At 65.3% G+C, this 26,444-nt stretch carries 27 protein-coding genes; 11 read left to right on the top strand and 16 right to left on the bottom strand.

Annotated elements, in window-relative coordinates; genetic code table 11:
• Positions 1-23: 23 nt before the first annotated feature.
• Positions 24-956: a LysM peptidoglycan-binding domain-containing protein gene (locus ABIB91_RS34625; RefSeq protein WP_354171175.1), complete on the top strand. Its 933-nt coding sequence runs from the start codon at positions 24-26 to the stop codon at positions 954-956.
• Positions 957-1,299: 343 nt separating this feature from the next.
• On the opposite strand, the gene ABIB91_RS34620 is transcribed toward ABIB91_RS34625, so the two are convergent.
• From ABIB91_RS34620 to ABIB91_RS34605, 4 genes are all read right to left on the bottom strand, one after another.
• The gene (locus tag ABIB91_RS34620) at positions 1,300-1,539 is read right to left on the bottom strand and encodes a hypothetical protein (protein ID WP_354171178.1); all 240 of its coding nucleotides are present in this window, start codon (positions 1,537-1,539) and stop codon (positions 1,300-1,302) included.
• 26 nt (positions 1,540-1,565) lie between these two features.
• Positions 1,566-1,883 carry a hypothetical protein gene (locus tag ABIB91_RS34615; RefSeq protein WP_007600899.1) on the bottom strand — a complete coding sequence of 106 codons (318 nt, stop codon included), beginning with the start codon at positions 1,881-1,883 and terminating at the stop codon, positions 1,566-1,568.
• Positions 1,884-1,999: 116 nt separating this feature from the next.
• Entirely contained in the window at positions 2,000-2,455 is a 456-nt protein-coding gene (hspD, locus tag ABIB91_RS34610; RefSeq protein ID WP_035994254.1) for a small heat shock protein HspD, read from the bottom strand.
• A 229-nt stretch (positions 2,456-2,684) separates the two neighbouring features.
• Positions 2,685-3,758 (bottom strand): tartrate dehydrogenase, encoded by a 1,074-nt coding sequence (locus tag ABIB91_RS34605; protein ID WP_354171180.1) that lies wholly within the window; start codon positions 3,756-3,758, stop codon positions 2,685-2,687.
• A gap of 133 nt (positions 3,759-3,891) precedes the next feature.
• Here ABIB91_RS34605 and ABIB91_RS34600 point away from each other — a divergent pair, with 133 nt between their 5' ends.
• The gene (locus tag ABIB91_RS34600) at positions 3,892-4,809 is read left to right on the top strand and encodes a LysR substrate-binding domain-containing protein (RefSeq protein ID WP_354171182.1); all 918 of its coding nucleotides are present in this window, start codon (positions 3,892-3,894) and stop codon (positions 4,807-4,809) included.
• 37 nt (positions 4,810-4,846) lie between these two features.
• Positions 4,847-5,671 carry an aspartate dehydrogenase gene (locus ABIB91_RS34595; protein ID WP_219683446.1) on the top strand — a complete coding sequence of 275 codons (825 nt, stop codon included), beginning with the start codon at positions 4,847-4,849 and terminating at the stop codon, positions 5,669-5,671.
• Between the two features lie 3 nt (positions 5,672-5,674).
• Here ABIB91_RS34595 and ABIB91_RS34590 read toward each other — a convergent pair whose 3' ends face one another.
• From ABIB91_RS34590 to ABIB91_RS34550, 9 genes are all read right to left on the bottom strand, one after another.
• Positions 5,675-6,979: a PQQ-dependent sugar dehydrogenase gene (locus ABIB91_RS34590; protein ID WP_007600905.1), complete on the bottom strand. Its 1,305-nt coding sequence runs from the start codon at positions 6,977-6,979 to the stop codon at positions 5,675-5,677.
• A gap of 140 nt (positions 6,980-7,119) precedes the next feature.
• Positions 7,120-7,329, bottom strand: coding sequence for a hypothetical protein (locus ABIB91_RS34585; RefSeq protein WP_007600906.1), 210 nt, complete (start codon positions 7,327-7,329; stop codon positions 7,120-7,122).
• A gap of 287 nt (positions 7,330-7,616) precedes the next feature.
• Positions 7,617-8,243: a methyltransferase family protein gene (locus ABIB91_RS34580; protein ID WP_354171185.1), complete on the bottom strand. Its 627-nt coding sequence runs from the start codon at positions 8,241-8,243 to the stop codon at positions 7,617-7,619.
• 30 nt (positions 8,244-8,273) lie between these two features.
• The gene (locus tag ABIB91_RS34575; RefSeq protein ID WP_354171187.1) at positions 8,274-9,305 is read right to left on the bottom strand and encodes an NAD-dependent epimerase/dehydratase family protein; all 1,032 of its coding nucleotides are present in this window, start codon (positions 9,303-9,305) and stop codon (positions 8,274-8,276) included.
• 29 nt (positions 9,306-9,334) lie between these two features.
• The gene (locus ABIB91_RS34570) at positions 9,335-9,871 is read right to left on the bottom strand and encodes an Mpo1 family 2-hydroxy fatty acid dioxygenase (protein WP_354171189.1); all 537 of its coding nucleotides are present in this window, start codon (positions 9,869-9,871) and stop codon (positions 9,335-9,337) included.
• Between the two features lie 154 nt (positions 9,872-10,025).
• Positions 10,026-10,697, bottom strand: coding sequence for an OmpA family protein (locus ABIB91_RS34565; protein ID WP_007600910.1), 672 nt, complete (start codon positions 10,695-10,697; stop codon positions 10,026-10,028).
• The gene (locus tag ABIB91_RS34560) at positions 10,697-11,113 is read right to left on the bottom strand and encodes a hypothetical protein (protein WP_007600911.1); all 417 of its coding nucleotides are present in this window, start codon (positions 11,111-11,113) and stop codon (positions 10,697-10,699) included. The genes ABIB91_RS34565 and ABIB91_RS34560 overlap by 1 nt, the downstream gene beginning before the upstream one ends.
• An 88-nt stretch (positions 11,114-11,201) precedes the next feature.
• Entirely contained in the window at positions 11,202-11,492 is a 291-nt protein-coding gene (locus ABIB91_RS34555) for a type II toxin-antitoxin system HicB family antitoxin (protein ID WP_007600912.1), read from the bottom strand.
• A 7-nt stretch (positions 11,493-11,499) separates the two neighbouring features.
• A complete protein-coding gene (locus tag ABIB91_RS34550) occupies positions 11,500-14,106 on the bottom strand; it encodes an ATP-dependent helicase (RefSeq protein ID WP_354171192.1) in 2,607 nt (868 codons plus the stop codon).
• Positions 14,107-14,347: 241 nt separating this feature from the next.
• Here ABIB91_RS34550 and ABIB91_RS34545 point away from each other — a divergent pair, with 241 nt between their 5' ends.
• Complete coding sequence (locus ABIB91_RS34545) at positions 14,348-14,521, top strand: DUF1328 domain-containing protein (RefSeq protein ID WP_007600914.1); 174 nt, start codon at positions 14,348-14,350, stop codon at positions 14,519-14,521.
• A gap of 122 nt (positions 14,522-14,643) precedes the next feature.
• On the opposite strand, the gene ABIB91_RS34540 is transcribed toward ABIB91_RS34545, so the two are convergent.
• Positions 14,644-15,150, bottom strand: coding sequence for a thioesterase family protein (locus tag ABIB91_RS34540; protein WP_354171195.1), 507 nt, complete (start codon positions 15,148-15,150; stop codon positions 14,644-14,646).
• 87 nt (positions 15,151-15,237) lie between these two features.
• On the opposite strand from ABIB91_RS34540, the gene ABIB91_RS34535 reads away from it, so the two are divergent.
• The 3 genes from ABIB91_RS34535 to ABIB91_RS34525 all read left to right on the top strand — a co-directional run bounded on the left by ABIB91_RS34535 (position 15,238) and on the right by ABIB91_RS34525 (position 18,563).
• Positions 15,238-16,662: an FAD-binding oxidoreductase gene (locus ABIB91_RS34535; RefSeq protein WP_354171197.1), complete on the top strand. Its 1,425-nt coding sequence runs from the start codon at positions 15,238-15,240 to the stop codon at positions 16,660-16,662.
• Positions 16,663-16,762: 100 nt separating this feature from the next.
• Entirely contained in the window at positions 16,763-18,082 is a 1,320-nt protein-coding gene (locus ABIB91_RS34530; protein ID WP_354171199.1) for a Spy/CpxP family protein refolding chaperone, read from the top strand.
• A gap of 118 nt (positions 18,083-18,200) precedes the next feature.
• Positions 18,201-18,563 carry a hypothetical protein gene (locus ABIB91_RS34525; RefSeq protein WP_354171201.1) on the top strand — a complete coding sequence of 121 codons (363 nt, stop codon included), beginning with the start codon at positions 18,201-18,203 and terminating at the stop codon, positions 18,561-18,563.
• A 202-nt stretch (positions 18,564-18,765) separates the two neighbouring features.
• Here ABIB91_RS34525 and ABIB91_RS34520 read toward each other — a convergent pair whose 3' ends face one another.
• Positions 18,766-20,433: a SulP family inorganic anion transporter gene (locus ABIB91_RS34520; protein ID WP_354171203.1), complete on the bottom strand. Its 1,668-nt coding sequence runs from the start codon at positions 20,431-20,433 to the stop codon at positions 18,766-18,768.
• A gap of 186 nt (positions 20,434-20,619) precedes the next feature.
• Positions 20,620-22,107: a caspase family protein gene (locus ABIB91_RS34515; protein ID WP_354171205.1), complete on the bottom strand. Its 1,488-nt coding sequence runs from the start codon at positions 22,105-22,107 to the stop codon at positions 20,620-20,622.
• Between ABIB91_RS34515 and ABIB91_RS34510 the strand changes: the two genes are divergently transcribed.
• The 4 genes from ABIB91_RS34510 to ABIB91_RS34495 are packed head-to-tail and all read left to right on the top strand — an operon-like array spanning position 22,106 to position 26,440.
• Positions 22,106-22,552: a hypothetical protein gene (locus ABIB91_RS34510; RefSeq protein ID WP_354213181.1), complete on the top strand. Its 447-nt coding sequence runs from the start codon at positions 22,106-22,108 to the stop codon at positions 22,550-22,552. The genes ABIB91_RS34515 and ABIB91_RS34510 overlap by 2 nt on opposite strands.
• On the top strand, positions 22,534-23,565 hold the full coding sequence (locus ABIB91_RS34505; protein WP_354171209.1) for a TRAP transporter substrate-binding protein: 1,032 nt from the start codon (positions 22,534-22,536) through the stop codon (positions 23,563-23,565). Before ABIB91_RS34510 ends, ABIB91_RS34505 begins: the two co-directional genes overlap by 19 nt.
• A 7-nt stretch (positions 23,566-23,572) precedes the next feature.
• A complete protein-coding gene (locus tag ABIB91_RS34500) occupies positions 23,573-25,450 on the top strand; it encodes a TRAP transporter large permease (protein WP_354171211.1) in 1,878 nt (625 codons plus the stop codon).
• Between the two features lie 12 nt (positions 25,451-25,462).
• Complete coding sequence (locus tag ABIB91_RS34495) at positions 25,463-26,440, top strand: NAD(P)-dependent oxidoreductase (RefSeq protein WP_354171213.1); 978 nt, start codon at positions 25,463-25,465, stop codon at positions 26,438-26,440.
• The last annotated feature ends 4 nt before the right edge of the window (positions 26,441-26,444 follow it).

Genomic DNA, 26,444 nt, shown 5'->3' with positions numbered 1-26,444 from the left:
CCCGGAGTGGGACTGCTGGACTGATGATCGATTTGAGGCGACTTCTCGCGCTGGCAGCCGTTGCGCTGCTCGCCTTAAGCATCGGGACGGCCGTTGCCTCACCTGCCAAGACGAAGCCCGCCGCGGCCGCACCCGCCGCACCACCGCCCGTACCGTTTGAGCCATTGCCGCCGCCGAAAATCTACCTGTTTCGGGGCGCCATGGGGCCGTTCTTCTCCACCGGCATGGACCGGCTCGAAGAGAAACTGACGCAGGCCGGCTTTTCCGCCAACGTCTATGAATTCACCATCTGCCGATGGATCGGCGATCGTGCCATCTCCAGCTACAAGGAAACGCCGGCGCCGATCGTGCTGATCGGGCATTCGATGGGCGGGCTTTGCTCGATCGTCATCTCGGAGATGGCGGCCAAGGAGAACATCCCGATCAGCCTCGTCATCACCATCGATCCCGCGCACGCGACCGGCGACGTGCCGCTCAATGTCGAGCGCTTCATCAACATCTACCTCTCCGACAGCGTGCTTGGCGGCGGCAACGTGGTCGCGGTGCCGGGTTATCGCGGTCACTATGCGAGCTATGACCTGAAGGAGAACGCGCGGGTCAGCCACATCAACATCGAGAAGTCCGACGACATCCACCGTCAGATCGTCGACATGGTCACGCAGTTGCCGCGCATTCCGCCCCAGACGCAGGTGGATGCCGTGCCGCTACGCTATCTCGTGCCGGCGAATACGCCGGTCGAATTGTGGGACAGTGGCGTGCGACTACCGGTGCGCCGGGGCGACACCATGGAGAGCATCGCGGCAGCCAATCGCGTGCCGTTGTGGTCGCTGGCGCAGAGCAATTCGTTGCCGGAGAACGCAACGCTTACCCCCGGCCAGTCCATCATCGTCCCGCGCCACCTGACGCCGCCGGACCCGACAGCCGCCATGGCGACGCCACCGCCGGGACGGCGGTAAGCGGTCAGCAACGGAGTTGGCCGGGATGGAGCTTGGCTGCTGCCAGGCACCATCCCTCGCGGCCTCTGTCATTCACGCATCTTGTGCCGCGGCAGCCATCTTGATGCGGATGTCGCCAAGGAGGAGCGAGCCGTGGTGGAAGCCCGGCCCGCCGGGCGATAGGGCGCGGCGAGAAGCATCAGAAACAATGCTCTTTCAGCCGCATATTTGGCAGCGGGTCGGCCATTTTCGAAGCCGTGCATGACCAGGCGCCCTTCCGTCGTGCAGACACGCCACCGCCACGTCCTGCGACCGCATTTCTTCAGGAACGCTTCGAATGTCGGGAGCTGTTCGGGCATGTCGATTAGCCGTGGCTGCTCGCCGTCGGGCGCGTGATTGCGTTCCCCATTGCCCGGTTCGGAGCCTGAAAGGTGAGCGGAAAGGCGGAGACCGCGAGCTTCTCGATCGCCGAGCGCTCCTCGGACACACGTCTCTCGATGAACCGCCGTTCGAACTCGGTCAGCTCGGTCTTGAGCAGCCGCTGATAGCGGCTGATGTTGCTGCGGTGGCCGCGCAACAAGGCCAGCTCTTCATCAACCCTCATCGCAATCCCCGTCGAGCTGTCGTTGCCTAGGCTGCGAGGCCGGTTCGTTCGACGGATCGCGTGCGGACCGGCTTGCCACCCGGAGGTCCTTTCGGATGGTGGTCGAGGCTCGCGAGCGCTTCCAGAATTTCGTCGATGGTGACGGCTTTGCCCGAGCCGGGCAGTTCGCGCAATGCCGGACTCGAGGCGATACTGGCTGCGTCCGAAGCCCAGGACGCGAGGATTGCACGCTTCTCGCCGATCGACAGAGTTGGATCGGCTAGGACGTCGCGGGGATGATCATAGACAGAGCCAGGGTGCAATATCGCATTCAGATCGATGATGTTGTCGACATGATCGAGCATGAGAGGTCCTCCTCCTTTCTTTAAACCTCTGACTTGCATTCGGGTGCGCGGTCGAAGGCCATGGTCGATCCCGCCCGACGATCGGGCGGGATCACCGGGTCTCCGACAGACCAAATTCAGGCGGCTTTGCCCTCGAGTTGATGCACGTTGCCGGACGGCGCGGCATTGATGGCAATTCGCCGCGGCTTCATGGCTTCAGGGATTTCCCGGACCAGTTCGATCTTGAGCAGGCCGTTCTCGAACGAGGCGCTGTGCACCTGAACATAATCGGCCAGGTTAAACTGCCGCTTGAACGGCCGCGCGGAAATGCCCCGGTAGAGATATTCGCGTTCGGTCCTGTCCGGCTTGTTTCCCTCGACGGTCACCGCGTTCTGCTCGGCCGTCACCGCGACCTCGTTGGGTGCAAAGCCCGCAATCGCAAGCGAAATCTGGTAGCGATCCTCGCCGATGCGTTCGATGTTGTAGGGGGGATAGTTGTCCTCGCCGGCACGCTGTGCCGTTTCAACGAGGTCGAAAAGGCGGTCGAAACCAACGGTCGAACGCCACAAGGGAGAGAAGTCGTAAGTGCGCATAGCCAGATCCTCCAAGGAGCAAAATGGATACGAACGACACCGGACACGACCGGTGCCCGTCTCAGCTTCCCGACCCACCAGGCGTCGGGAACGCCACCTCTCGGCGGCAGCGGAAAAATAAAAAAAGCCTGTTTTGGTTTCAAGAGGGGGTCCAAAATTTTTTGGAATCCCCCGCGCCTCCCTAACCCTCTCGCCGCAAGAACGGGCGGGGAGGGAGACGCACCTCGGACTACGCGTTCGATCCGTGGATCGCCTCGATCACGGCGTCCGTCACGTCCTTCGTCGTCGCCGTGCCACCGACATCGGGCGTCAGCACGCCGGCTGCACATACTTTCTCCACCGCCGCCATCAACCGCACCGCCGCGTCCTTCTCGCCGAGATGCTCCAGCATCTGCGCGCCGGTCCAGAACGTCGCGACCGGATTGGCGATGCCCTTGCCGGTGATGTCGAAGGCCGAGCCGTGGATCGGCTCGAACATCGAGGGGAAGCGGCGCTGCGGATCGATATTGGCGGTCGGCGCGACGCCGAGGCTGCCCGCCAGCGCCCCGGCGAGGTCGGAGAGGATGTCGGCGTGCAAATTCGTCGCGACAATGGTGTCGAGGCTCTTCGGATGCAGCGTCATGCGCACCGTCATGGCGTCGACCAGCATCTTGTCCCAGGTCACATCTGGGAATTCGGCCGCGACCTCGGCGGCGATCTCGTCCCACATCACCATGCCATGGCGCTGCGCGTTCGACTTGGTCACCACGGTCAGGAATTTGCGCGGACGCGACCGGGCGAGCTCGAATGCATAGCGCATGATCCGCGTCACGCCGACGCGGGTGAACACCGCGACCTCGGTGCCGACCTCTTCCGGGAGACCCCTGTGGGCGCGGCCGCCCATGCCGGCATACTCGCCCTCCGAATTCTCGCGCACGATCACCCAGTCGAGGTCGCCGACGCCGACATTGCGCAGCGGCGAGGCGACGCCCGGCAAGATCTTGGTCGGCCGCACATTGGCGTATTGGTCAAAGCCCTGGCAGATCGGTAGCCGCAGGCCCCACAGCGTGATGTGATCGGGCACGTCGGGCGCACCGACCGCGCCGAAATAGATCGCGTCGAATTTCTTGAGCTCCGCGAGGCCGTCGGCCGGCATCATGACGCCGTGCTTCTTGTAATAGTCCGAACCCCAGTCGAACGTCTTGATGTTGAAGGCGAGATCGCCGCTACGTTTGGCCAGCGCCTCCAGCACGCGAACGCCGGCGGAGATGACCTCGGGGCCGATGCCGTCGGCGGGGATCGCTGCAATCGAATGGGTGCGCATGAAGTGCTCCGTCCAGATGTCGGTGGGATTGCGTGACGCTAGGGAACCTAGGCGGGGAGGGGCAGGGACTCAATCGACACTGGTTTATACAAAAAAATGATATAATTCCGTCACAGGATCAGAGGACCGGTGAATGGAATTGCATCAGTTGCGATGCTTCGTGGCGGCGGCCGAGCAGTTGCATTTCGGCCGCGCGGCGCAGCATCTCCAGATGCTGCCCTCCGCACTCGGCCGCCAGATTAAGCTGCTGGAGCAGGATCTGGATACGCGGCTGTTCGCGCGGACGACGCGGGCGGTGTCGCTGACGGAAGATGGCGCGACGCTGCTGCGCGATGCCCGTGCCATCCTCGCCCGCGTCGAGGCGGTCGAGAGCAATCTGCGCAATCGCTCGCGCGCAGGGGCTGCTCGAAAACTCCGGGTCGGCGCCATCGACAGTGCTGCGGCCGGGTTGTTGCCGGCGCTCTTGCGCGACTTCCGTGCAAAACATCCTGACATTGCGGTGCAGCTTCTCGAGGACAAGACCGTCCGGCTGCTGCCAAAGATCCTGACCGGTGCGCTCGATCTCGCTTTCGTGCGTCCGCCGGCCCAGCCGGACAAGCGGCTTGAATTCCGCGATCTGCTGCAGGAAACAGCCATCGTGGCATTCCCGCAGCGCCACGCGCTGGCCAAACGCAAGTCGATCACGCTGGCTGAGATTGCCGAGGAGGCGATGCTGGTGCCTGATCGCCGCTCGCGGCCGCACAGCCACGACCTCACCATGAAACTGTTCGAGCAGGCTGGCCTCACGCCGCGCATCGTGCAGGTCGCCGACGAGAAGCAGACCATCATCAATCTCGTCGCAACCAGGCTCGGTGTCGCAATCGTGCCGCGTTGGTCCACCCGGATGGCGGTATCCGGCGTGCGCTTCGTGCCGCTGCGGCCAAAGCAGATCGGACCCGTCGGCCGGCTGCCGCTCGCTGCCGCATGGCTGCGCGGCTCGCGTGACCCGGCCCGCGACGCGATGCTGTCCGTGCTCGAGGCGCGCCTGCGCAGCTATGCGCGGGACGCCTGAGGCGCTATGACATCGGCTGGGCGAGAAGGGTGATGCGATGACGGAACGGAGAGCTTCGAACGAATTGCGGGTTGCCATCGCGGGGCTCGGCTCGATCGGCACCAAGATCGCGACCGCGCTCGATCAGGGCATCGAAGGATTGACGCTCTCTGCCGTGGCGGTGCGCGATCCCGCAAAGCATCAGACGTTCCTCGCCAGCCTGCGTCGTCCGCCATCCGTCCTGCCGCTCGACCAACTCGGCGACGCCGCCGACATCGTGGTCGAATGCGCGCCGAGCAGCCAACTGCGTGCGATCGTCGAGCCCGCGGTGAAACGCGGCAGGGCCGCGGTCGTCGTCAGTGTCGGCGGGCTGCTCGACAATTTCGATCTTGTCGATCTCGCCCGCGCCAATGGCGGCCGCATCCTCGTGCCGACCGGCGCGCTGATCGGACTCGACGCCGTCAACGCGGCTGCGATCGGCACCATTCATTCGGTGAGGATGGTGACGCGCAAGCCGATCGACGGCTTGAAGGGCGCGCCGTTCATCGTCCAGAACAACATCGATATCGACAATCTGCGCGAGCCGCTGAAGCTGTTCGAAGGCACGGCGCGCGAGGCCGCAAAAGGCTTTCCGGCCAATCTCAACGTCGCGGTCGCGCTGTCGCTCGCGGGCGTCGGGCCGGATCGCACCCAGGTGCAAATCTGGGCCGACCCGACCGTGACGCGCAATGTTCACCGCATCGAGGTCGAGGCGGATTCGGCGCGCTTCTCGATGTCAATCGAGAATATCCCGTCCGAGAATCCCAAGACCGGGTTGATTACGGCGCTGTCCGTGATCGCCCTGCTCCGCAAGCAGCGCGCCACGCTCAGTGTTGGAACATAACCTTCAAGCGCCGGTGACACGCCAGATCACATTGCCGACGTCGTCGGCCATCAGCAGCGACTTCTTGTCAGGACCGATCACGACGCCGACCGGGCGGCCGTAGGATTCCTTTTCGTCGGGTGCCAGGAAGCCGGACAGGATGTCGCGTGCGGGACCCGAAGGCTTTCCGTTCTCGAACGGGATGAACACCAGTTTGTAGCCGGACAGCGTGCTGCGATTCCACGAGCCGTGCTGGCCGATCGCCATGCCGTCGGGGAAGCCAGGCAGCGTGCCCGCCGGCATCCAGCACAGGCCGAGCGAAGCGGTGTGGCCGCCGAGCGCGTAGTCCGGCGTGAGCGCCTTGGCGACCATCGCCGGATCCTGCGGCACGCGCTCGTCAACCGTCTTGCCCCAGTAGCAATAGGGCCAGCCGTAGAAGCCGCCGTCGCGCACCGAGGTCAGATAGTCCGGCGGCGTTTCGTCGCCGAGGCCGTCGCGCTCGTTGACGACGGTCCAAAGCACACCGGTCGTCGGCTCCCAGGCAAGACCAACGGGATTGCGCAGGCCGGCGCCGAAGATGCGGTGCGTGCCGGCGACGAGGTCGAGTTCGTAGACCGCGGCGCGGCCTTCCTCGACCTCCATGCCCATCTCGGCGATGTTGCTGAGCGAGCCGACGCCGGCATAGAGTTTTTTGCCGTCGGGGCTTGCGAGCAGGCTGCGGGTCCAGTGGCCGCTTGGCTTGAAATTGGTGAGGCGCTTGCCCGGCGCGGTAATGCGATCGGCGTTCGCCACGTACGGGAAGGCCATCACGCCGTCGGTGTTGCCGACATAGAAGGTGTCGCCGACCAGCGCCATGCCGAACGGCTGGCTGAGATTTTCCATGAACGCGCCGCGATACTCCGCGACGCCGTCGCCATCCTTGTCGCGCAGCAGCGTGATGCGGTTGGCACTGACGCCGAGCGCGGCGGCGCGCCGCATCGTTGCCTGCATCGCGTAATGAAACACGGACCGCGGCGCCCCCGCGATCTGCGTCGCCTCCGCGATCAGCACATCGCCATTGGGCAGCACCTCGATCCAGCGCGGATGGTCGAGGCCGGTCGCGAACGCATTGACCTTGAGCCCGGGTGCGACCGTCGGCTTCTGTCCTTCGCTCCAGCCCCGCGCCGTCGGCATCTTCAGTGTCGGGATGGCGCCCTGCGGCTTGGCTTCGGGAATAGCGGGCGACTGGCCCCAGGCCGGCGCAGGCACGGTGCCCGACAGCTTCCGCCATTGCAGCGCGATGCCGCCGAGAAGCGCAACGAACTGCGCAAAGATGCTGGAAAACGTCATGAGAGGCCCCTGTTTGCGCGCGCATCCAACGGGCTGACGGGCCAGACGTCAACCTGTGTGGAGCGCCGCGGGGCTCTATTCCCGTGGAATGGCAGCCGTTCGAATTTGCATGGGACGAATCCCGGCAGGCTGCCCGGGGATCAGCGGCCGATCTGTTGCTCTAGCCGTCGCGCCGTGCGGAAATCATCCAGATGATGAACGTTCGGCGCCAGCGCGGCCTCCCTGGACAGGAGATGATAGACGCGCGCCACCGTGCGCTGCTTCTGCTTCGGCCGCCCGGGCGGCAGCGCCCGCGCCTTGCGGACGGCGGCGATCGCGTGCTCGCGAAAATAATCGTAGGCGTCGGACATGGCTCGATGCTCTGCGAGTGGTGGCAGGTATCGAGGGGCTAACGGGCGCAGGCAGCAGGGGTTCCTGGCAGCAGGGGGCCGATGTGTTGCGCACACAGCTTCCTCAACGTCGTCCTGGCGAAAGCCAGGACCCATACCGCGGAATCCATCGATTGCGTGCGACCTCAGTTCCGGGCAATCCTCGCCAAACCGCTCCCTGGGGTAATGGGTCCTGGCTTTCGCCAGGACGACTCCGGAGGTGCAGCTGCGCTACGCTTGCGATGACAGCGTTGAAGCGATACCCGCTCTTACCGCGGCGACAGGAACGGGATGATCATCGGCACGCGGCGGCAATAAGCGCCGTAGGCGTCTTCGCCGAGCTCCTTGGACAGGAACACTTCTTCCATTCGGCCCTTCTGCCACATGCCGAGCGAGATCAGGATCGCGCCGAGCATCGCAGTGACCGTGCCGACCGCGATGCCGGTCACCAGCATGCCGAGGATCAGGCCGGTGTAGATCGGATGGCGCACGATGCCGTACGGGCCGGTGTCGATGACGCGGTGGTCTTGCTTGTGGGTGATGGTGTTGGACCAGAACTGTCCGAGATGCAGCCGTCCCCACCATGTGAAGGAGATGCCGGCCAGCACGATCAGCGCCACGACGTAGACGGCGCTATTGCTGAACACCCAGAGCGGCTTCTCACCGAGCACCTCGGCGGTCCAGGGCGTGAACAGGATGCCGCCGACCAGGATCGGGATGCGATAGCGGCCGGACTCCAGCGTCATCACCTGCTTCTGGGTACGGCCCTGCCAGAACGAGGCGCCGACCCAGCTTGCGAGCCAGGCGAGCCAGATCAGGGCGAGCAGTTGCGTCGGCCAGGTCGTGGTCCAACCACCCCAGGCGACAGAGAGAAGCTTGCTGAAATCGAAGGACATGCGGAAAGGTTCTTTGGGTTGGGCGGCAGCTCAGCTGGCGCGCGAGGAGAGCGCGTGATGCTCGATGGCGCCGGAGGCAAGCGCGCCGCCGCGGGCGAGAAGATGGGTGACCGTTTCGCGCAGGACCGGCTCGATCGGGCGCGGCGCGTAGCCGAGCTCGGTGCGCGCCTTGCCGATCGAGAGGTCGCTAGCGGCGAGCGCGATGCGCACGCCCTCGGCAGTGCCGTTGGGAGGCCGGCGCGTGATACGATCGGAGAGATATTCGAGCATGATGCCCGACAGCTCGGCCATCTTGCCGGGAACGACGACCGGGAATTGCCGGCGGCCGCTCATCGCGGACATCATCCGCAGAATCTGGCCGAGCCTGACGCAGTCGCCGCCGAGGATGTAGCGCTGGCCGTTACGCCCGCGTTCCATGGTCAGCACGAGGCCCATGGCGACGTCGCGGACGTCGACGAGATTGACCGGGAAGTCGAGATGCGGCTGCACTTTCTTCTGCAGGAAGTACCACAGCATCGCGGTCGGCGGCGTCAGATTATGGTCGGCGGCACCGATCGGCATGGTCGGGGTGCCGATCACCAGCGGGAAGCCTGCGGCTGCGGCCTTCGCGGCGCAATGCTCGGCCAGCGATTTCGACCGCGTGTAGGCGCCCGGCATCGCATCGGCCGGCTGCAGCGCCTCTTCGGCGGGAACACCGTTGAGGTCGGAATAGGGGAACAGGATCGATTCCGTCGAGCAGTGTAGGAAGCGCGAGACCCCGCGCTTCATCGCGGCCGCGAGCATGATCTCGGTGCCGCGGCAATTGACATCGTGAAAGGCCTGCTTGTCGGCGACCCACATGCCGGGCAGGCCGGCGAGGTGATAGACCTGATCCACACCCGCCATCGCGGCACCGACCGCGGCGCCGTCCAGCACCGAGCCACGGGCATATTCAACGTCGGCATACGGCGTGGCCGGCGCACGAACATCGAGAACACGCACCCGCTGCCCACGGGCGCGGAGCGCTTCTACGAGATGATGTCCGATGAAGCCGCTGCCACCGGTAACCAGTACGAGAGCCATGCAGAAGGTTTGCTGTTTCGCGTCTAGAACTATCGGGTTGAAAGGGAATTGGTCGGAACAGGCGCCAGAATCGCGGCAAGGTCGCGACGGAAGCCCAATGCAATGAATAATTTTGCCATGACAAACATCGGTCCAAGCAGGAAATGCGTGGGGTGGTCGACCATCGACGGCTGCCGCTCCTCGAAAACCTTGTGGCCGACGATCTGCGCAGTGACGCCAAGTCCGATCAGCACCGCAAAAATCGACCACATCATGACGATCGAGACCTGATTGCCGATCGCGGTTGCGACCAAAAGCAGCACGATCATCGCGGCGAGGATGCCGAGCCCGATCCCGGCGTCCAGCATCAGCCAGTAGACCAGCACCGGCAGGGCAAGAATTACGGCCAGGCTGACCTCGATCCCGAACAGCGGGAAATGCACCTGCGTCAGCGGCAGCACAGCACCGGTGAAGAGCAAGAGGATGCCGACCACGTGCATCGCGCAGTTCCAGGGATCGCGATGATATTCGACGTAGTCGGCCAGTTGGTGTTGAAAATAACTGGCCATCTCGGTCTCGTGCAGCATGGGGTCGGGGAGGACGAAAAAAGCCTATAGCACCTGATAGGGCGGTGCACAAACCGGCGCGATTGTCGCGCGAAGCCGCGCTGTCGCGCTGTGAGACAGGTCACAAAACGATCGGGACTTCAAAGGGTTCCGTCGGGCGCCGTGGCGCGTCCGCTCAGTGCTTCCTAGCGGGCTTTTTCGCCGCAGGCGCAGGTGTCGCAGCCGGATGCGCAGGCGCTTCCTCCGGTACCTTGGCATAGGTCAGGATTTGCAACTGGCCGTTGACGACTGAGCTTGGCTTGGCGCGGTCGAGAAACTGCTCCTCGCCGAGGCCGATCGGATGCAGCCGCTTGGTCGAGATCTTGAACGTGTTCACCAGCACGTCGCGAATCGCGTCCGCCCGGCGCTGGCTCAGGATCGCGTTGGCCTCGCGCGTCTTCGCGTTGGATTCCACGTGGCCGACGATCAGGAACGTGTAGGGCAGCAGCGCGGCATGGACCAGCGCGTCGGCGAGGCGGCCGACGGTCTGGTAGGACGCCGGCTGGATGATCGGAGTGTCGGCGTCGAACTGGATCTGCGCGGTGAACGTCGGCAAACTGGCCAGATCAGGCGCGATCAACGGCCGGTTCACCGGACCCGGATCGTTCTTGATCCTGGCCTTGGCCCGCTCCATCACCTGCAGCTTCAGCGCGGGGATATCGATCTCGGCGGGCTGTTCGAAATGGTTGAGCTTGCCGACGATGTCGTCGCGGGTCGGCGGCGCCGTCTGCGCCTCGGCTGTGCCCGCGAGCAAAGCGAGGCCAAGCGCGATGCATATTCCGGCGGTGGTAAGCCTGTTCGCTGGCATCACCGATACCCCGCGTCGTCGACGGCCTTCAGGCAGTTGTTGCTGATGCCCTTGGGCGTCGAGATCAGGCAGGGGACCGCCTTGCTGGTCTCCTTGGTCGAGCCGCCGCAGACCTTGACGATCTCGCGCTGGCAGGCGTTCGCCACCGTGACGCGGGCAGCGACGCGCTTCTGGATCGCATCGAAGGCGCCGAGATAGTCGCTCTGGCACTGCTGCGAGAGCACGTCGCGGTTGCGCGACAGGCACTCCTTCAGGCGGGTCGAATCCGGGTTGACGCCGCGGCAATTGGCGACGATTTCCGCGCCGCAACTTTTCGCCAGCAGCCCGATCGCATCGCCAAAGCTCATGGTCTCCGCCGCCGCAAGCGACGGCATACCCAATGCCAGCAAGATCAGTGTGATGGAGCCCCGGACCATGGCCGCATCTGATACGGGGAAGTTCGCGGGGGTCAAGAGGCGTTCGGGCGAGAAGTGTCGAGAGTCCGACCAGTGCGGCGAACAGTCCTCACTCCGTGGCCTCAGTGAGGGGCGGCCATTCGATCAGGGCGACCGTGTGCTTCGCGAGGTCGTCGGCCACATCAGGGTCGGCCTTGAGCTCGTCCAATGTCCGCGGCGGGGGAAGCTGGCGGCCGTCCGCGATCAGTTCCTGTGCATAGAACGCGAGTGCCTCGGGCGCATTCTCCAGGGCCTCATCGACGTCGTCGCCGCCGGAAATGCAGCCGGGCAGGTCGGGAAACCACACGCCGACGGCCTCGTCCGGGCCGGCATCCTCGATGATGGCGATGTAGTGCGGCATGCAGGCCTCACGCCCGCTGCACAAAACTGTCCACGACCTTCTTTTCCCCCGCCTTGTCGAAGGCGATGGTGAGCTTGTTGCCGTCGATCTTAGTGACGCGGCCATAGCCGAATTTCTGGTGGAAGACGCGGTCGGAGAGGGCGAATTCCGAGGTCGTGCCGGTGGATTTGGCCACCAGCTCGCCCTCGATCGTCAGGGGCCCCCGACGGCGCGAGGAGAAGCTGCCGAAATCGGGCGAGGACGACTGGGACGAAAACGACGAGGCCTGTTCCTCGAAGCTGCCGCGGCCGCCATTGCCGCCCCCGCCGCCGCCGCGATTGCGATTGGCCTGGGCGCGCTGCCAGCCGGGGGTCGAATAGGTGGAGCCGAACGCTTCCATGTCGTCGAAGCGGGAGGCGCCGTAGCCGCCGGTGCCGCCCCAGGCCGAGCCGCCCTTGGATTCCGTGATCTCGACATTGGCCGCGGGCAATTCGTCGAGGAAGCGCGAGGGGATCGTGGTCGACCAGGTGCCATGGATCCGCCGATTGGTGGCAAAATAGATTTTGGCGCGGCGGCGGGCCCGGGTCAGGCCGACATGACCGAGCCGGCGCTCTTCCTCAAGGCCGGCGCGGCCCTGTTCGTCCAGCGTCCGTTGGCTCGGAAACAGACCTTCCTCCCAACCCGGCAGGAACACGTTGTCGAATTCCAGCCCCTTGGCCGAATGCAACGTCATCAGCGACACCGCGTCCTCATCGGCGCCGCTGTCGCGGTCCATCACCAGCGAGATGTGCTCCAAGAACCCTTGCAGGTTCTCGAACTCCTCCATCGAGCGCACCAGCTCCTTGAGGTTCTCGAGCCGGCCCGCGGCGTCCGCCGAACGGTCCTTCTGCCACATCTCGGTGTAGCCGCTCTCGTCGAGCACGATCTGGGCGAGATCCGTGTGCGACGTGACCTCGCGCTGGGCGCGCCAGCGGTCGAACTGGGCGACGACGTCGCGCAACGAGCCGCGCGCCTTCGGCTTCAGCTCGTCGGTCTCGACCACCGCGCGCGCCGCTTCGAACAGCGGAATGCGGCGCTTGCGGGCGTGATCGTGCAGCATCTGCACGGTGGCATCGCCAAGGCCGCGCTTGGGCGTGTTGACGATGCGCTCGAAGGCGAGATCGTCGGCCGGTGAATTGATGACGCGCAGATAGGCCAACGCATCGCGGATTTCGGCGCGCTCGTAGAAGCGCGGGCCGCCGATGACGCGATAGGGCAGGCCGAGCGTGACGAAGCGGTCCTCGAACTCGCGCATCTGGTAGGAGGCGCGAACGAGAATCGCGATCTCGTTGAGCTTGTCGCCCTGGCGCTGGATCTGCTCGATCTCCTCGCCGATGCCGCGGGCTTCCTCTTCCGAATCCCACGAGCCCGTCACCGTGACCTTCTCGCCGTCATGGTCCTCGGTGCGCAGCGTCTTGCCGAGCCGGCCCTCGTTGTGGGCGATCAGGTGCGAGGCGGCGGCGAGGATGTGGCCGGTCGAGCGGTAGTTGCGCTCGAGGCGGATGACCTTGGCGCCGGGAAAATCATGGTCGAAGCGCAGGATGTTGTCGACCTCCGCGCCGCGCCAGCCATAGATCGACTGATCGTCATCGCCGACGCAGCAGATGTTCTTGACGTGGGGGGCAGCGAGTTCCGTCATTCCGGGGCGATGCGTAGCATCGAACTCCGGTGCGCGATCGCGCACCTGAGAATCTCGAACGGCAGACTCATCTCCGGATTCCGGGTTCGGCTCTTCGAGCCGCCCCGGAATGACAGTGGGCGAGGTTGGCTTCGTCGGTGCCTGCGACAATAGCCGCAGCCACAGATACTGCGCGACGTTGGTGTCTTGATACTCATCGACCAGGATGAATTTGAAGCGCTGCTGATACTGCCGCAGGATATCCGGATGCTCGCGGAAGATGCGGATGTCCTCGAGCAGCAGATCGCCGAAATCGGCGGCGTTCAAAATCTTCAACCGCTCCTGGTAGCTCGCATAGAGCTTGCCGCCCTTGCCGTTGGCGAACACGGCGGCTTCGCCCGACGGCACCTGCGACGGTGTCAGGCCGCGGTTCTTCCAGCCGTCGATCAGGCCGGCGAGCATGCGCGCGGGCCAGCGCTTGTCGTCGATGTGGTCGGCTTGCAGCAGCTGCTTCAAGAGCCGCACCTGATCGTCGACGTCGAGCACGGTGAAGTTCGACTTGAGCTGCGCCAGTTCGGCGTGGGTGCGCAGGATGCGTCCGCCGATGGAGTGGAAGGTGCCGAGCCACGGCATCCCTTCCACCGCATGGCCGAGCATCTGGCCGAGCCGATGCTTCATCTCGCGCGCGGCCTTGTTGGTGAAGGTCACCGACAGGATTTCGGAGGGGCGGGCGCGGCCCTGGCTCAGGATATGGGCGATGCGCGTGGTCAGCACGCGGGTCTTGCCGGTGCCGGCGCCGGCCAGCACCAGAACCGGGCCGTCCAGCGTCTCCACCGCCTCGCGCTGCTCCGGATTGAGCCCGGACAGGTATTGCGGGCCCACCGAGGCGCGCGCACGCGCGGCGATGCCGCCGGCTGCGGGCTGGTGGTCGGGGACGCTCTGGGACGTGATCTTGCTCGGCTCGGTCATGCGAATCATTTGCCCCACGTTGGCACCGCGGGGTGGTGAAAGGGGAGCCTTCTTAACAGGGATTGGTCCCTATATGGGGCCGCGGACGGGGGTTTTCCACGTGCGCGGAAAGCCAATTTGTTCCTGCGGGTCAGGCGAATTTCCGGCCCCAGCGGCCCGGAACCATTGTTCCGAGTTGGCGATTGGTTCTGCAAGTGAGGCGCGTCAGCCGCGCCGATCGCAGACAGACATCGAAACAGAGGTTCGGATCATGCTTAGCTGGGTTGTGACGTTTCTGGTTATCGCCTTGATCGCCGGTATCCTGGGCTTTGGCGGCCTCGCCGGCGCGTCGATCGAAATCGCCAAGATCATCTTCTTCATCGCGGTCGTGCTGTTCCTGGTCTCGGCCGTTGTCGGTCTGGCACGGGGTCGTAACAGGGTTTAGCCATGTGATCCTCATGGTGAGGAGCGCGGAACGCGCGTCTCGAACCATGAAGGCCCGGCTGTGGCCTTGCATCCTTCGAGACGCCCGCTTTGCGGGCTCCTCAGGATGAGGAGGTTAGACCCTTACCGCTTCGAGGGCATCGCCACGTTCCGGCCGATGCCCTCGGGCCGCGGCATGGCGCTATGAGCCTTGACCACCGCCGCAATGCGCTCGCGAATGTCTGGCGGAAACGCCGCCACCTTTCGTGAGCCCATGTCGATGTGCAGCGACATGTTTTCGGAGGTTGCCGACAACCAGCCTTCGGTCGCGTGCCGCAGCTCCTGGAAGGTGTGAAGCCGCTTGTCATCGGCTTCCAGCAGCCAGACCGAGACCTGCACGGGATCACCGAGGTGGATTTCGCGCAAATACCGCACATGGCATTCCGCGGTGAAGGTCGAGCCGCCGCGCTCCTTCATGTAGCCCGGCCCGACCCCAAGCGTCAGCCACATCTGGTCGATCGCGCGGTCGAACATCACGTTGTAATAGGCCATGTTGAGGTGGCCGTTGTAGTCGATCCATTGCGGCTCGATCTGCATGATCAAGGCGCGGAACGGCGCGCCCTCGATCGTTGTGGCAGCAGTCTCCGGCATGTGTCCTTCCCCAGCTATGCGTCCGGTCGCTTGACTTGACCGGTGAGATGTCCTTTGCCACGGTTCGTCTCGTCGGGAGGAACGTCCGTGGGTACGACCATCACCAATAATCCGCCGCGGCCGGCGCCGAAAGCCCTCGCGAACGCGCTGGAGCAGCTTGCCGCGCAGTTCGGCAACCGCCTCATCACCTCGCAGGCCGTCCGCGAGCAGCACGGCCACACCACCACCTGGCTCGTGAACCAGCCGCCGGACGGCGTGGTGATGGCGCAGGAGACCGCCGACATCCAGGACGTGGTGCGGATCTGCGCGACAAACGGCGTGCCCGTCATCGCCTTCGGCACCGGCACCTCGCTCGAGGGCCAGGTCAACGCACCCGCCGGCGGAATCTGCATCGACCTGCGCGACATGAACAAGGTGCTCGCGGTGCATGCCGAGGACCTCGACTGCGTGATCCAGCCCGGCGTCACCCGCAAGGCGCTCAACGAGCATCTGCGCGACCAGGGCCTGTTCTTCCCGATCGACCCCGGCGCGGACGCGTCCCTCGGCGGCATGGCCTCGACCCGCGCCTCCGGCACCAACGCGGTGCGCTACGGCACGATGCGCGACAGTGTGCTGGCGCTGAAAGTGGTCCGCGGCGACGGCGAGATCATCACGACCGGCACGCGTGCGAAGAAATCATCCGCCGGCTACGACCTGACGCATCTGTTCGTCGGCGCCGAGGGCACGCTCGGCATCATCTCCGAACTGACCATCCGCCTGCGCGGCATCCCCGATACGATCGCGGCCGGCGCGGTGTCGTTCGAGACCGTGGACGGGGCGTGTCAGGCCGTGATCCTAGCGATCCAGACCGGCATTCCCGTGGCGCGCATCGAGCTGCTCAACGCCGCGCAGGTGCGGGCCTGCAACGCCTATTCGAAGTTGACCCTGCCGGAAACGCCGCTGCTGCTGATGGAATTCCACGGCAGCGAGATCGAGGTCGGCGAACAGTCCAAGGCCTTCGGCGAGATCGCAAAAGACTGCGGCGGCGGCGACTTCTCCTGGACCACCAAGCCGGAGGATCGCACAAAACTGTGGCAGGCGCGGCACGACGCCTATTGGTCGGTGAAGGCGCTGCGGCCGGGCGACAGCATCGGTGTGGTCGCGACCGACGTCTGCGTGCCGATCTCGCGGCTTGCCGAATGCGTTGGCGAGACCGAGGAAGATCTCAAGCGTCTCAACCTGTTGTCGCCGATCGTCGGCCATGTCGGCGACGGCAATTTCCACTGCTCGCTGGTCTGCGACACCAACGATGCCGACGAGATGGCCCGCGGCGAGGAGTTCATGCATCGGCTGGTCGAGCGCGCGCAGGCGATGGACGGCACCTGCACCGGCGAGCACGGCATCGGCCAGGGCAAGCAGAAATATCTCAAGGCGGAGCTCGGCCCCGAGGCGATCGACGCGATGCGGGCGCTGAAAAAGGCGCTCGATCCGCAAAACATCTTCAACCCCGGCAAGATCGTTCCGGAGGCGTAGAGTCTGGGCAGCTAACGACCGGGAACTTTCGGCAGTCCTGCCGGTTCCAATTCCCGCCAGTTCCGACGCCTTATGGCCGGGTTCTGCGCGGGAGGGTACAATGGTGCGACCGGTCATTCGAATTGCCGCGGTGGCATTTGCGTGCATGCTGGCGGGAGCGGTACTGGCGAAAGGCGGCCATGGCGGCGGCCATGGCGGTGGGCACGGGGGCGGGCATGGCGGTGGGCACGGGGGTGGCCATCATGGCGGCGGTCATTTCGGCGGTCACGGTTTCGGGCACGCGCATGGCGGCGGCGGGCATCATGGCGGGACGCGGTTCGCAGCCGGAGCCCGACATGGTTCCTCGAACTTCGGTCAGATCCGCAATGCGGGTATCCGTCCCGCGCATTTTCGCAATGCCCTGAACGCGCACTCCAGCGCGTTTCGCAATGGCCGGCTGATCAGCAATCCGGCGGCGCGGGCCCAGATCGCAGCTGCGGCCGCCCTTGCCGGCTGGCATGGCGCAAGCAGCGGTTGGTGGCAACATGCCGGGGGCGGCTATGGCTGGGTCGGGCCGCTGTTCTGGCCGTTCGCCTACAACGACCTCTACGACTACGCGATCTGGGGCGACGGTCTCGGCTTCTGGGGCTACGGCTATCCCGACATCTATGCCGGCATGTTCGGCCCCTATGGCTATGATCGCCTCTCGGCCTATCTGCCGCAACGACCGCAGGGACGACGGCAAGCGCGAGGCGTTGCGCTCGATCAGCTTTGCGGCAGCGACCGTCGCGAAATCGTCGGTCTGCCGATCGACCAGATCGTCGCGGCGGTGCAGCCGACCGAGGCGCAAGGCGCAAGCCTCGACGAACTCGGCAATGTCTCGATCCAGGCAGCAGAGCTCATCCGCGCGGCCTGTCCAACGCAAGTCGCGGCGACGGCGCCCGGTCGGTTGGCGGCGATGCAGCAGCGCATCGAGGCGATGGAGAAGGCCGTCGAGCTGGTGCAACCGGCGCTCGACAAATTCTATGGGGCCCTCACCGACGAGCAGAAGGCCCGTTTCAATGCGTTGGCCGAGGATCAGCGCCGGACAGCGGCTTCCCGCGACGCCAGCGCATCGCTGGTTCAGAATTGCGGTGCGCCTGTTGGGCTCGATTGGCCAGCCGGCGAGATCGGCGCGCGGCTCCATCCCAGTGAGACTCAGCGTGCTGCTCTGCAAGTGCTTCAGGATACCAGCGCCAGGGTCAAAGATTCGCTCAAGGACGCGTGCCAGCCCAGCGACGTGATGACACCACCGGCGCGCATGGCCGCGGTTCACAAGCGGCTCGAAATGATGCTGGACGGCGTGAAATCAGTGCGGGCCGCGCTCGAGGATTTCTATGGCACCTTGAGCGACGAGCAGAAGGCGCAGTTCGAGGCGATCGGGCCGCGTCGGACGTCCTGAGCGCGTCGCAAAAAGCCGTGGCGGAAAACCGCCTCGCCGATCGCACTGCGGTTCTCTATGGTGGGTGGCGCTGAAGCAGAAACAATGCGGTGGCCGGAAGACCACGGGTGGCGGGGTGATGGAGTGGTTCGCAAGGAAGAAGGCGGGCGACGTCTGGGATGAGACGGTCGAAGGACCGCTCGGCGACATCGAGGCCGCCGAGCGCATCCGTGCGATCTGTGACGCTGCTGCGGCCAGCGCGGCAGGCAGCGCGCGCAACGACAAGCGCGACAGCGCGCGCTACGAGCGCGCGGCGAAAGTCGCGATGGAAATCGCGATGAAGATCTCAGATGGACTGATGCGCGACGACGCAGTGCACCGCATCGTCGATCTCTGCATGAAGGCAAACGACCTCAAGACGGCGCAGATCCTGTTTCGCGCGATCCATGCCAGCTGGATCCGCGAAACGGTCCAGAGCGATCACCCGATATTGGCGCAGTGAAGGCGGTGCGCTCCCTCCCCCGCTTGCGGGGGAGGGTCGGGGAGAGGGTGTCTCCGCAACGGGACAATCCCCAAGAGGACAAAGCCCTCACCCGGCGCGCGGGACGATGCTTCGCATCGCCCGGGACGCGCCGACCTCTCCCGCAGGCGGGCGAGGTGCACCGAGACCGCGGCACGCCGGTTCGACTCAAAACCCGCTGACTCTATTTCGCCAACTTCCGCACGGCCTCGTCCACACTGTGGAAGACGTTCTCCCGGGGCAGCGCCTCGAACAGCCTGAACCGCTCGAACGCGGCCTGCGCGCGTACCGATTCCAGCCGGGCCAGCGCGACCGTGACACCCTGTTCGCTGCACGCCCTGAAAACGTCGAGCAGGATCTGCGCGGCGGTGAAGTCGATCTCGACCATGCCGCTCGCCTCCAGCACCAGCAGTTGCGGCGGCGTCGCGCCGAGCACCCTGGACACGTCGCTGCGAAAGCCGGGCGCATTGAGGAACGACAGCGGCGCCTGCAACCCGATCACGGCGACGCCGTCGATGCGCTCGCCGGTGATGTGCGGGTGCGCCGGCCACCAGATCGTGGTGCCCGGCACGCGCTCGAACTCGACCAGCCGCGCGCGCGTCGTGCTCCAGATGCCGTGCAGCAGCGACAGCACGATGCCGAGGAACGCACCCTGCTGGATCGGCAGCACGATGATCAGCGCGGCGGTGGCGGCGATCAGAAGGAATTCGCTCGGGGATTGGTGATAGATCGTGACGATCTGCTTCACGCGGATGATGCGCAGCGCGACGAACAGCAGGATGCCGCCGAGGGCTGCGTCCGGAACGTGCTGCAGCAATCCCGTTCCAAACGCGAGCAGCGCCAGCACGATCGCAGCGGCGGCGAGACCCGCGAGCTGCGATTGTCCGCCGGTCTCGGCGACAATGCCCGTCCGCGGCGGGCTGGCATTGACCGGAAACGCGCCGAACAGGCCCGACAGCACGCTGCCGGCGCCCGCGCCGAGAAAATCGCGATCGACATCGGCCGGCTTGTCGGGATCGGACGGGAACGAGCGCGTCGTCGCCGCAGTCTGCACCATCACCACGACCGTGATGACAAAGGCGAGCGGCACGAGGCGGACCCATTGCTCCGCTGCAAGCTCGGGGAAGGTCGGCCGCGGCAGCATCCCCGGCACGAGGCCTACGACATTGACGCCCTTGCTCTCGAGGCCGAGTGCGATCGTGGCCAGCGTCGCGGCGACGAGCCCGATCAGCGCGCCCGGAATTTTTGCGCTGACCTTCTCGGAGACGAAGACCACTGCCAGCACACCGAAACCGATGCACAACGTGAACGGATTGGTGCGGCCGAGCTCGCTTGCGAGCACGCCGATGCGATCGAGCGTCGGCCCGCCCGGCGAGTCCAGACCCAGCACGCCCGGCAATTGCGACACGATGATGTGGACGGAGATGCCGGCGAGGAAGCCGACCATGACGGGCACGGACAAGAGATTGGCGATGCCGCCGAGGCGGAAGGCGCCGCCGGCCAGCATCATCGCGCCGACCATCAGCGCCAGCGCGATCGCGAGCCCCTGATACTCAGGCGAGCCGGTGGCGGCCAGCGCCGCCAGTCCGCCGGCGAAGATCGGCGTGATCGTGGAATCGGCGCCGCAGGACAGGAAGCGGTTGCCGCCGAGCATCGCAAAGCCGAGCGAGCCCGCCATAAAGGCGAAGAAGCCGATCTGCGGCGCGAAGCCGCCGAGCCGCGCCGTGGCCATCTGCTCGGGAATCGCGATCGCCGCGAGCGTCAGCCCCGCCATCAGGTCGCCCGGGAGGGAATAGGACGCGAGTGAGCGAAACAGCGGCCAAGCTGGCTTGGCGTGAGCGTCGTGCGGCATCGATGTGGAGTCCCCGGAAAGCCCTGGCGTTAGTCGGTTAGACTACAGCATTTCCGTATCGGGAAGCAGAAGACGCAGTTTATCTCCATCCGTCGTCATTGCGAGCCACCGGGTCCGCGCGAAGCGCGGCCCCGGTGGCTCGCAATGACGGAGGACAGATCTGTCCTCCGTATCTCGCGAGTGGCCTCAGTACCGGCCGCGGTCGTTGTGATAGTCGCCGCCGCGGCCGCCGCCCATACCCATGCCGATCCCGACACCAATTCCGATGCCTTGCATGATGGCGCCGGGCGGCGGGCCGCGATCCGGTGGCGGCGCGCGCTCGTAGATCACTTCATCAGGCGGCGGTCGGCGCGGCCTGGGTGGCGTGTCGACCACCTTGCGCTTCGGCGGCGTGTCGTCGACGCGCTTCTTGATCACAGGCGCGATTGTCGGGTTGATCGGCGTTGCCGGTGTCGAAGGTGTCGAGCAGGGGCAGGTCGGGGCCATTGCGACGGCGACCGGGGCAGGAGCGGCCGCGACCGCGGCAGGCAAGACGTAGTTGCGGTTCTGCACGCGAAGCAGCAGCCTGCGTGCGGTCGCAGCGAGGTCGCTGTTGTCCCAGTTCGCCAGATAAGCCTCGAACGAGGCGCGGGTGTTGATCGCGGTGGCGCGCTCCCACGCCAGCATCTGGCGCCGGCGCTCCACAATCGTGCGCAGCCGCGGCGTACGGGTATCCTGCGCATACAACTCGATATAGGCCTGATACGCCGGCACGGTGTCGTCGGTGATCACCATCTCGTAGGCGACCATGGCCGGCTTGCCCTGCAAATCCTTGCGCCAATCCTCGAGGCTGCGCGTGCCGCTCGCAAGTGCCATGGAGGATGCGCCAGGAAGCGCAGTCTGACTGCCGCTGCTGTCGCCGCCGAAAAACTTGAAGTCGGTCGTCAGCGACGAGCTTTCCCAGGGGATCTGGCGTCCGTCGGTCGATTGCGCCACGGCGACGCGAATGCGCTTGAACACTTCCTCGATCGGCAGATTGGGCTGCTTGGCGACGGTCAGCGCCGCGGTGGTGTAGGGGCTGTCGATGCCGCTGCCGTCCTCGGCTTCGGAGCCCGGCGAGGTCGAATAGGAAATGAAGGAGCCCGGCGCGCCGGCCTTGGTGTCGACGATTGCGAGCCCGTGTCCGGCGCCGCTGAGCGCCGGGAACGGATTGTTGCGGCAGGCATCGAGCATGAAGATTCGGGCTCGTGTCGGCAGCGCGCCGAGCGTGTTGAGCAAATCGTTGAGCCGCACACCCTGCAGCGGAATGTCCGCTTCGCGCTTGGGGTCGAGATCGACGGGAACGAGATAGTTCTCGCCGTCGATCTGGAGGCCGTGGCCGGCATAGAACACCAGCGCGACGGTGTCGGCGCCGCTGGCGCTGACCTTGCCGGCGAAATCCGAGATCGCCTGACGCATATCGTTCTGCGCCAGATTGGATGCCGTGGTGACGGTGAAGCCGGCATTGCCGAGCAGCTCCGTCATGCCCTTGGCATCGTTGGCTGCGTTGGGCAGTTCCGGCACGGTGCGATAGGCCGATTGACCGATCACGAGTGCGAGCCGCGCTTCGGCCGCCGCCTCCGTGGGCGTCGTCAATTGCGTGAGCGCGAGAAGACCGGATGCAAGAAACAAATTGCGAAGAACTGGACGGCGCATGGTGTCACCTCCATCGGCAATGCGCACGATGATGTCACCTTTTCTAGGTGGCCGCCATGCGTCTGTCTGTGCACTGGATCACGTTGAGCTGCGGCAAAATGGGGCAGAAGGTCTGCCGGAGCTGGTGCAGCATCGTTCTGGCGGCATCCATGTGAATTGCGCATTGATCCATGCGCCAATTGGATCGATGCCCAATGCTACGCGAAAGCATCTTCTCGCGCATCGGCCCCATGCCGATCTGATCGAGAATCCCGCAAAAACATGGCTGTTTCGCCGCGCGCTGATGCCGGCGATCTTCGCGATCCGCCGCTTTGCAGCGGTCGGCCACAAGTCTTGCCTGCACCGCCGCTTTGGCCATACAGTCCGCGAAACGGGCTGCGGCAACGACCGTGGCGCGAAAAATAATAATTGGGGAGAGACCGCACCATGTCCATCGTGCCCGTGAACCGTCGCGCGTTCATCAAGTCGTCGACGGGACTTGCCGCCGGCCTCGTGTTCTCCCCCGCACTCATCGGCCGCGCCGAAGCCGCGACGCTGAAGCTGAAATGCTCCTCCTCGCTGCCGAACGATCCCAAATTCGCCAACGGCCGTGTCTATTACGACAATCTCGTGAAGAACCTGAAGGCGAACGGCCTCGGTGAGCAGGTCGAGGTTGCGTTCTTTCCCGACAACCAACTGGGTCAGGAAATCGACGTTATCAACTCGGTGAAGCTCGGCGTCATCGACCTCATGGTGTCGGGCTCGTCGATCTCGGCCAATCTGGTGCCGCTGGTCGGCACCTACGACCTCGGCTTTCTGTTCTCGAGTTTCCCGCAGCAGACCAAGGCGTTCGACGCCGGCGCGGCCAAGCCGATCGAGGACGCGCTGCTCAAGGGCAGCAACATCCGCATCATCGCCTGGGCCTATAATTTCGGCTCGCGCAGCGTACTTGCGAGGAAGCCGGTGAAGACGCCGGAAGATCTCGCCGGTCTCAAGATCCGCACCCTGCCAAATCCCGTCATCACGGAATGCCTGCGCCTGATGGGGGCCGCCGCGACGCCGCTGGCGTTCGGCGAAATCTACACGGCATTGCAGGCCGGCGTGCTGGACGGGCTGGAGCACGATCCGCCGACCATCCTGGCCAGCAAGTTCTTCGAAACGGCGAAATTCTATTCACTGACGCAGCACAATTTCTCGCCGCTCGCGATCTATTTCAGCGACACGACCTACAATCGCATGGATCCGAAGCTGCGCGACGGTTTCCTCGATGCCGCGAAGAAGGCTGCGGCGGACACGCGGACCCATGGGCTCGCGGTCGAGAAGGAGGCGCTGTCGGCCTTGACCGAAAAGGGCGTGACGGTGGCCGAATGCGACCGCGAGGCGTTCAAGAAGCGCGTCGCGCCGCAAATCGAGAACTTCATCAAGGCGCGGCCGGAATCCAAGGCCGTCATCGACATCATTCGCGCCACGCAGGCCTGACGTGGCAATGACAGCTGCCGTACCTCTCTCGGGCGACCGCCACGGGAGCATCGCCCTGCTGCTTCGCCTCAGCGACGCGATCGCGGCCATTTTGCTGGCCGCGGACCTCGTCGTCGTCTGCGGTTCCGTGCTGCTGCGCTTCTGCTTCAACGCGCCGGTGGAGTGGTCCGACGACGTCGCGCGCGGCCTGATGGTCGGCTCGGCCTTCTTCGGCGCGGCGAGTGCGCTCGCGCGCGGCGAGAATGTCGGCGTCTCCTTCTTCCGCGATTTGGCGCCGGCACGGCTGCGCGCGCTGGTCGACGCCGCGAGTGCGCTGCTCGTGGTGCTGATTTCGGGTTACGTCGCCTACAATTCCATCAAGCTGGGCTCGCTGACGGCGGGGCAGACCACCGGATCCGGCTTGCCGCTGGAGCTGACCTTCTACCCGATGGGCCTCGGCGCGCTGTTCATGACGGTGTTCGCGATCGACCAGCTCTGCGCCAGGCCGCTTCCCGATATCGTCAGAGGCCTCGTCGCGGTTGCCATCGTGACCGGCCTCTATCTCGCGTGGGATTATCTGTCGCCCGCCACGGTGCCATCGGCGGGCACGCTGATGCTGATCGGCTTCTTCGCGACGTTGGTCGGTGGGTTGCCGATCGGCTTTGCGCTGGCGCTGGCCGCGCTGATCTTCATCTGGGTCGAGGGCGCGCTGCCCGGCGTCATCTTCGCACAGCAGATGGCGCGCGGCATCGATAATTTCGTGCTGCTCGCGATTCCGTTCTTCATCCTTGTCGGCTACCTCATGGAAGCCAACGGCATGTCGGTGCGGCTGATCGAGCTGTTGCAGCGCGGAGTCGGGCGCATGCGCGGCGGCCTCAACGTCGTGATGGTAGCCTCGATGGTGCTGTTCTCCGGCATCTCCGGCTCGAAGATGGCCGATGTCGCCGCGGTCGGCTCCGTGCTGATTCCGGCGGCGCGCCGCTCCAAGCAGAACCCGGGCGGTGCCGTGGCGCTGCTCGCAGCCTCCGCGGTGATGGCGGAGACCATTCCGCCCTGCATCAATTTGATCATCCTGGGCTTCGTCGCGAACCTGTCGATCGGCGGCCTGTTCGTCGCAGGGCTGTTGCCGGCGGCGCTGATGGCGCTCGCGTTGATCGCCGTCTCCATCATCTTCGGCAAGACGCCGACTGAGGCTCCAACTGAGACTCCGGCTGATGCCGAGGACATCGCGCCGCAGATGCCGGTGTCGGGCCTGTGGAGTGGCGCGATCGCCTCGTTCGGCCTGATCTTCATGATCTTCTTCGGCTTCAAGAGCGGCTTTGCCACCGCGACCGAGATATCCGCCTTCGCGGTGGCCTATGCGCTCGTCGTCGGCAGCGTGGTGTTCCGCGAGCTCAGCTTCACATCGGCTGCGCACAGCTTCGTCCAGGGGGCAACGCGCGCGGGGCTCGTGCTGTTCATCGTCGCGGCGGCGCAATCGCTGGCGTTCACGCTGACCTTGCAGCAGGTGCCGCATGCGGTCGGCGATTTCATGCTGGGACTGTCCAAGACCTCGGGCACCTGGCTGTTCATCCTGCTCGCAATCGCCGTGCTGATCGTGATGGGCTCGGTGCTCGAGGGCGCGGCCGCGCTGATCATCTTCGGGCCGCTGCTGCTGCCGGTGGCCGTGCAGCTCGGGATCGATCCCCTGCATTTCGGCGTCGTGCTCGTGATCGCGATGGGCATCGGCCTGTTCGCGCCGCCGCTCGGGCTCGGGCTCTACGGCGCTTGCCTGATCGGCAACGTGCCGATCGAGCAGACGGTGAAGCCGATCATGGGCTATCTCGGCCTATTGTTCCTTTGCCTGCTCGTGATCGCGTTCGTGCCATGGCTCAGCACGGCATTGCCGCGCGCGTTCGGCTACTGAAGGAGTCTTGCCGTGAAAGTCCTGCTGGCCCACACGCCGGAGATGCGCCGCAATTACTACGGCGATCGCAGCCTGAACGGTTTGCGCGCGGCCGCCGAGGTGGTGCTGCACGAGAGCGATGAGACGCTGGTCTCAGCCAGCCTCGTGCGCGCTGCGCAAGATGTCGACATCATCGTGGCCGATCGGATGACCGAGGGACGCGGCGAGATCTTTGCGCAGTTGCCGCGCCTGCGCGCCTTCGTCCGCTGCGCCGTCGACATTCGCAACGTCGATGTCGAGGCCGCGTCGAACGCCGGCGTGCTCGTGACCCGCGCCGGGCCCGGCTTCGTGCAAGCCGTTGCCGAGCTCGCGGTTGGCTTCATGGTCGATCTCTCCCGCGGCGTGTCCCGAGCGACGGCCGATTATCACGCCGGTCGCAGGCCGGAAGCCCGGATGGGCCGTCAGCTCGCCGGCAGCAAGATCGGCATTATCGGCTATGGCAGCATCGGGCGTTACCTCGCCGACATCGCCAAGGTGATGCGCATGGAGGTGCTGGTCGCAGATCCGTTTGCGACCGTGAGCGACAGCGCCATCCGGCAGGTCGGCCTCGACGAGCTCCTCGCCGCGTCCGACTATGTCGTCTGCCTTGCCATCGCCAACGAGCAGACCGAAAACCTGATCGGCGAGGCGGCGCTGGCGCGCATGCAGAAGCATGCGGTCTTCGTCAATCTCTCCCGCGGCAATCTCGTCGACGAAGCGGCGCTGGCGAAGGCGCTGCTTGAAGATCGTATCGCGGGTGCCGCGATGGATGTCGGCCGCGCGCCTGACCAGATGCCAAATCCGGAGCTTGCGAAGTATCCCAACGTCATCGCCACGCCGCATGTCGGCGGCCTGACGCCGCAGGCGATCGAATATCAGTCGCTGGAAACCGTGCGCCAGGTCGAGGCGATCGTCAAAGGCGAGGCCCCACAAGGCGCCGTCAACGCCGAGCGCTGGACGCGGCGGCCGTGATCCG

The organism is Bradyrhizobium sp. JR4.3 (genome assembly GCF_040547695.1).
Classification (GTDB): Bacteria; Pseudomonadota; Alphaproteobacteria; order Rhizobiales; family Xanthobacteraceae; genus Bradyrhizobium; species Bradyrhizobium canariense.
The sequence above is the reverse complement of the archived record's forward strand: the minus strand, read 5'-3'. Positions and strand labels throughout refer to the sequence as shown.

Excerpts from the sequence above, each read along its gene's own strand:
- ABIB91_RS34530 (WP_354171199.1), top strand. The coding sequence starts at position 16,763 with ATGGTGCGACCGGTCATTCGAATTGCCGCGGTGGCATTTGCGTGCATG.
- ABIB91_RS34555 (WP_007600912.1), bottom strand. The coding sequence starts at position 11,492 with ATGCCGCACTACATCGCCATCATCGAGGATGCCGGCCCGGACGAGGCC.
- ABIB91_RS34585 (WP_007600906.1), bottom strand. The coding sequence starts at position 7,329 with ATGTCCGACGCCTACGATTATTTTCGCGAGCACGCGATCGCCGCCGTC.
- ABIB91_RS34500 (WP_354171211.1), top strand. The coding sequence starts at position 23,573 with ATGACAGCTGCCGTACCTCTCTCGGGCGACCGCCACGGGAGCATCGCC.
- ABIB91_RS34590 (WP_007600905.1), bottom strand. The coding sequence starts at position 6,979 with ATGACGTTTTCCAGCATCTTTGCGCAGTTCGTTGCGCTTCTCGGCGGC.
- ABIB91_RS34565 (WP_007600910.1), bottom strand. The coding sequence starts at position 10,697 with ATGCCAGCGAACAGGCTTACCACCGCCGGAATATGCATCGCGCTTGGC.
- ABIB91_RS34505 (WP_354171209.1), top strand. The coding sequence starts at position 22,534 with ATGTCCATCGTGCCCGTGAACCGTCGCGCGTTCATCAAGTCGTCGACG.
- ABIB91_RS34600 (WP_354171182.1), top strand. The coding sequence starts at position 3,892 with ATGGAATTGCATCAGTTGCGATGCTTCGTGGCGGCGGCCGAGCAGTTG.
- ABIB91_RS34570 (WP_354171189.1), bottom strand. The coding sequence starts at position 9,871 with ATGCTGCACGAGACCGAGATGGCCAGTTATTTTCAACACCAACTGGCC.
- ABIB91_RS34540 (WP_354171195.1), bottom strand. The coding sequence starts at position 15,150 with ATGCCGGAGACTGCTGCCACAACGATCGAGGGCGCGCCGTTCCGCGCC.
- ABIB91_RS34615 (WP_007600899.1), bottom strand. The coding sequence starts at position 1,883 with ATGCTCGATCATGTCGACAACATCATCGATCTGAATGCGATATTGCAC.
- ABIB91_RS34575 (WP_354171187.1), bottom strand. The coding sequence starts at position 9,305 with ATGGCTCTCGTACTGGTTACCGGTGGCAGCGGCTTCATCGGACATCAT.
- ABIB91_RS34620 (WP_354171178.1), bottom strand. The coding sequence starts at position 1,539 with ATGAGGGTTGATGAAGAGCTGGCCTTGTTGCGCGGCCACCGCAGCAAC.
- ABIB91_RS34545 (WP_007600914.1), top strand. The coding sequence starts at position 14,348 with ATGCTTAGCTGGGTTGTGACGTTTCTGGTTATCGCCTTGATCGCCGGT.
- ABIB91_RS34550 (WP_354171192.1), bottom strand. The coding sequence starts at position 14,106 with ATGATTCGCATGACCGAGCCGAGCAAGATCACGTCCCAGAGCGTCCCC.
- ABIB91_RS34595 (WP_219683446.1), top strand. The coding sequence starts at position 4,847 with ATGACGGAACGGAGAGCTTCGAACGAATTGCGGGTTGCCATCGCGGGG.
- ABIB91_RS34515 (WP_354171205.1), bottom strand. The coding sequence starts at position 22,107 with ATGCGCCGTCCAGTTCTTCGCAATTTGTTTCTTGCATCCGGTCTTCTC.
- ABIB91_RS34525 (WP_354171201.1), top strand. The coding sequence starts at position 18,201 with ATGGAGTGGTTCGCAAGGAAGAAGGCGGGCGACGTCTGGGATGAGACG.
- ABIB91_RS34510 (WP_354213181.1), top strand. The coding sequence starts at position 22,106 with ATGGTGTCACCTCCATCGGCAATGCGCACGATGATGTCACCTTTTCTA.
- ABIB91_RS34605 (WP_354171180.1), bottom strand. The coding sequence starts at position 3,758 with ATGCGCACCCATTCGATTGCAGCGATCCCCGCCGACGGCATCGGCCCC.
- ABIB91_RS34625 (WP_354171175.1), top strand. The coding sequence starts at position 24 with ATGATCGATTTGAGGCGACTTCTCGCGCTGGCAGCCGTTGCGCTGCTC.
- ABIB91_RS34560 (WP_007600911.1), bottom strand. The coding sequence starts at position 11,113 with ATGGTCCGGGGCTCCATCACACTGATCTTGCTGGCATTGGGTATGCCG.
- hspD (WP_035994254.1), bottom strand. The coding sequence starts at position 2,455 with ATGCGCACTTACGACTTCTCTCCCTTGTGGCGTTCGACCGTTGGTTTC.
- ABIB91_RS34520 (WP_354171203.1), bottom strand. The coding sequence starts at position 20,433 with ATGCCGCACGACGCTCACGCCAAGCCAGCTTGGCCGCTGTTTCGCTCA.
- ABIB91_RS34580 (WP_354171185.1), bottom strand. The coding sequence starts at position 8,243 with ATGTCCTTCGATTTCAGCAAGCTTCTCTCTGTCGCCTGGGGTGGTTGG.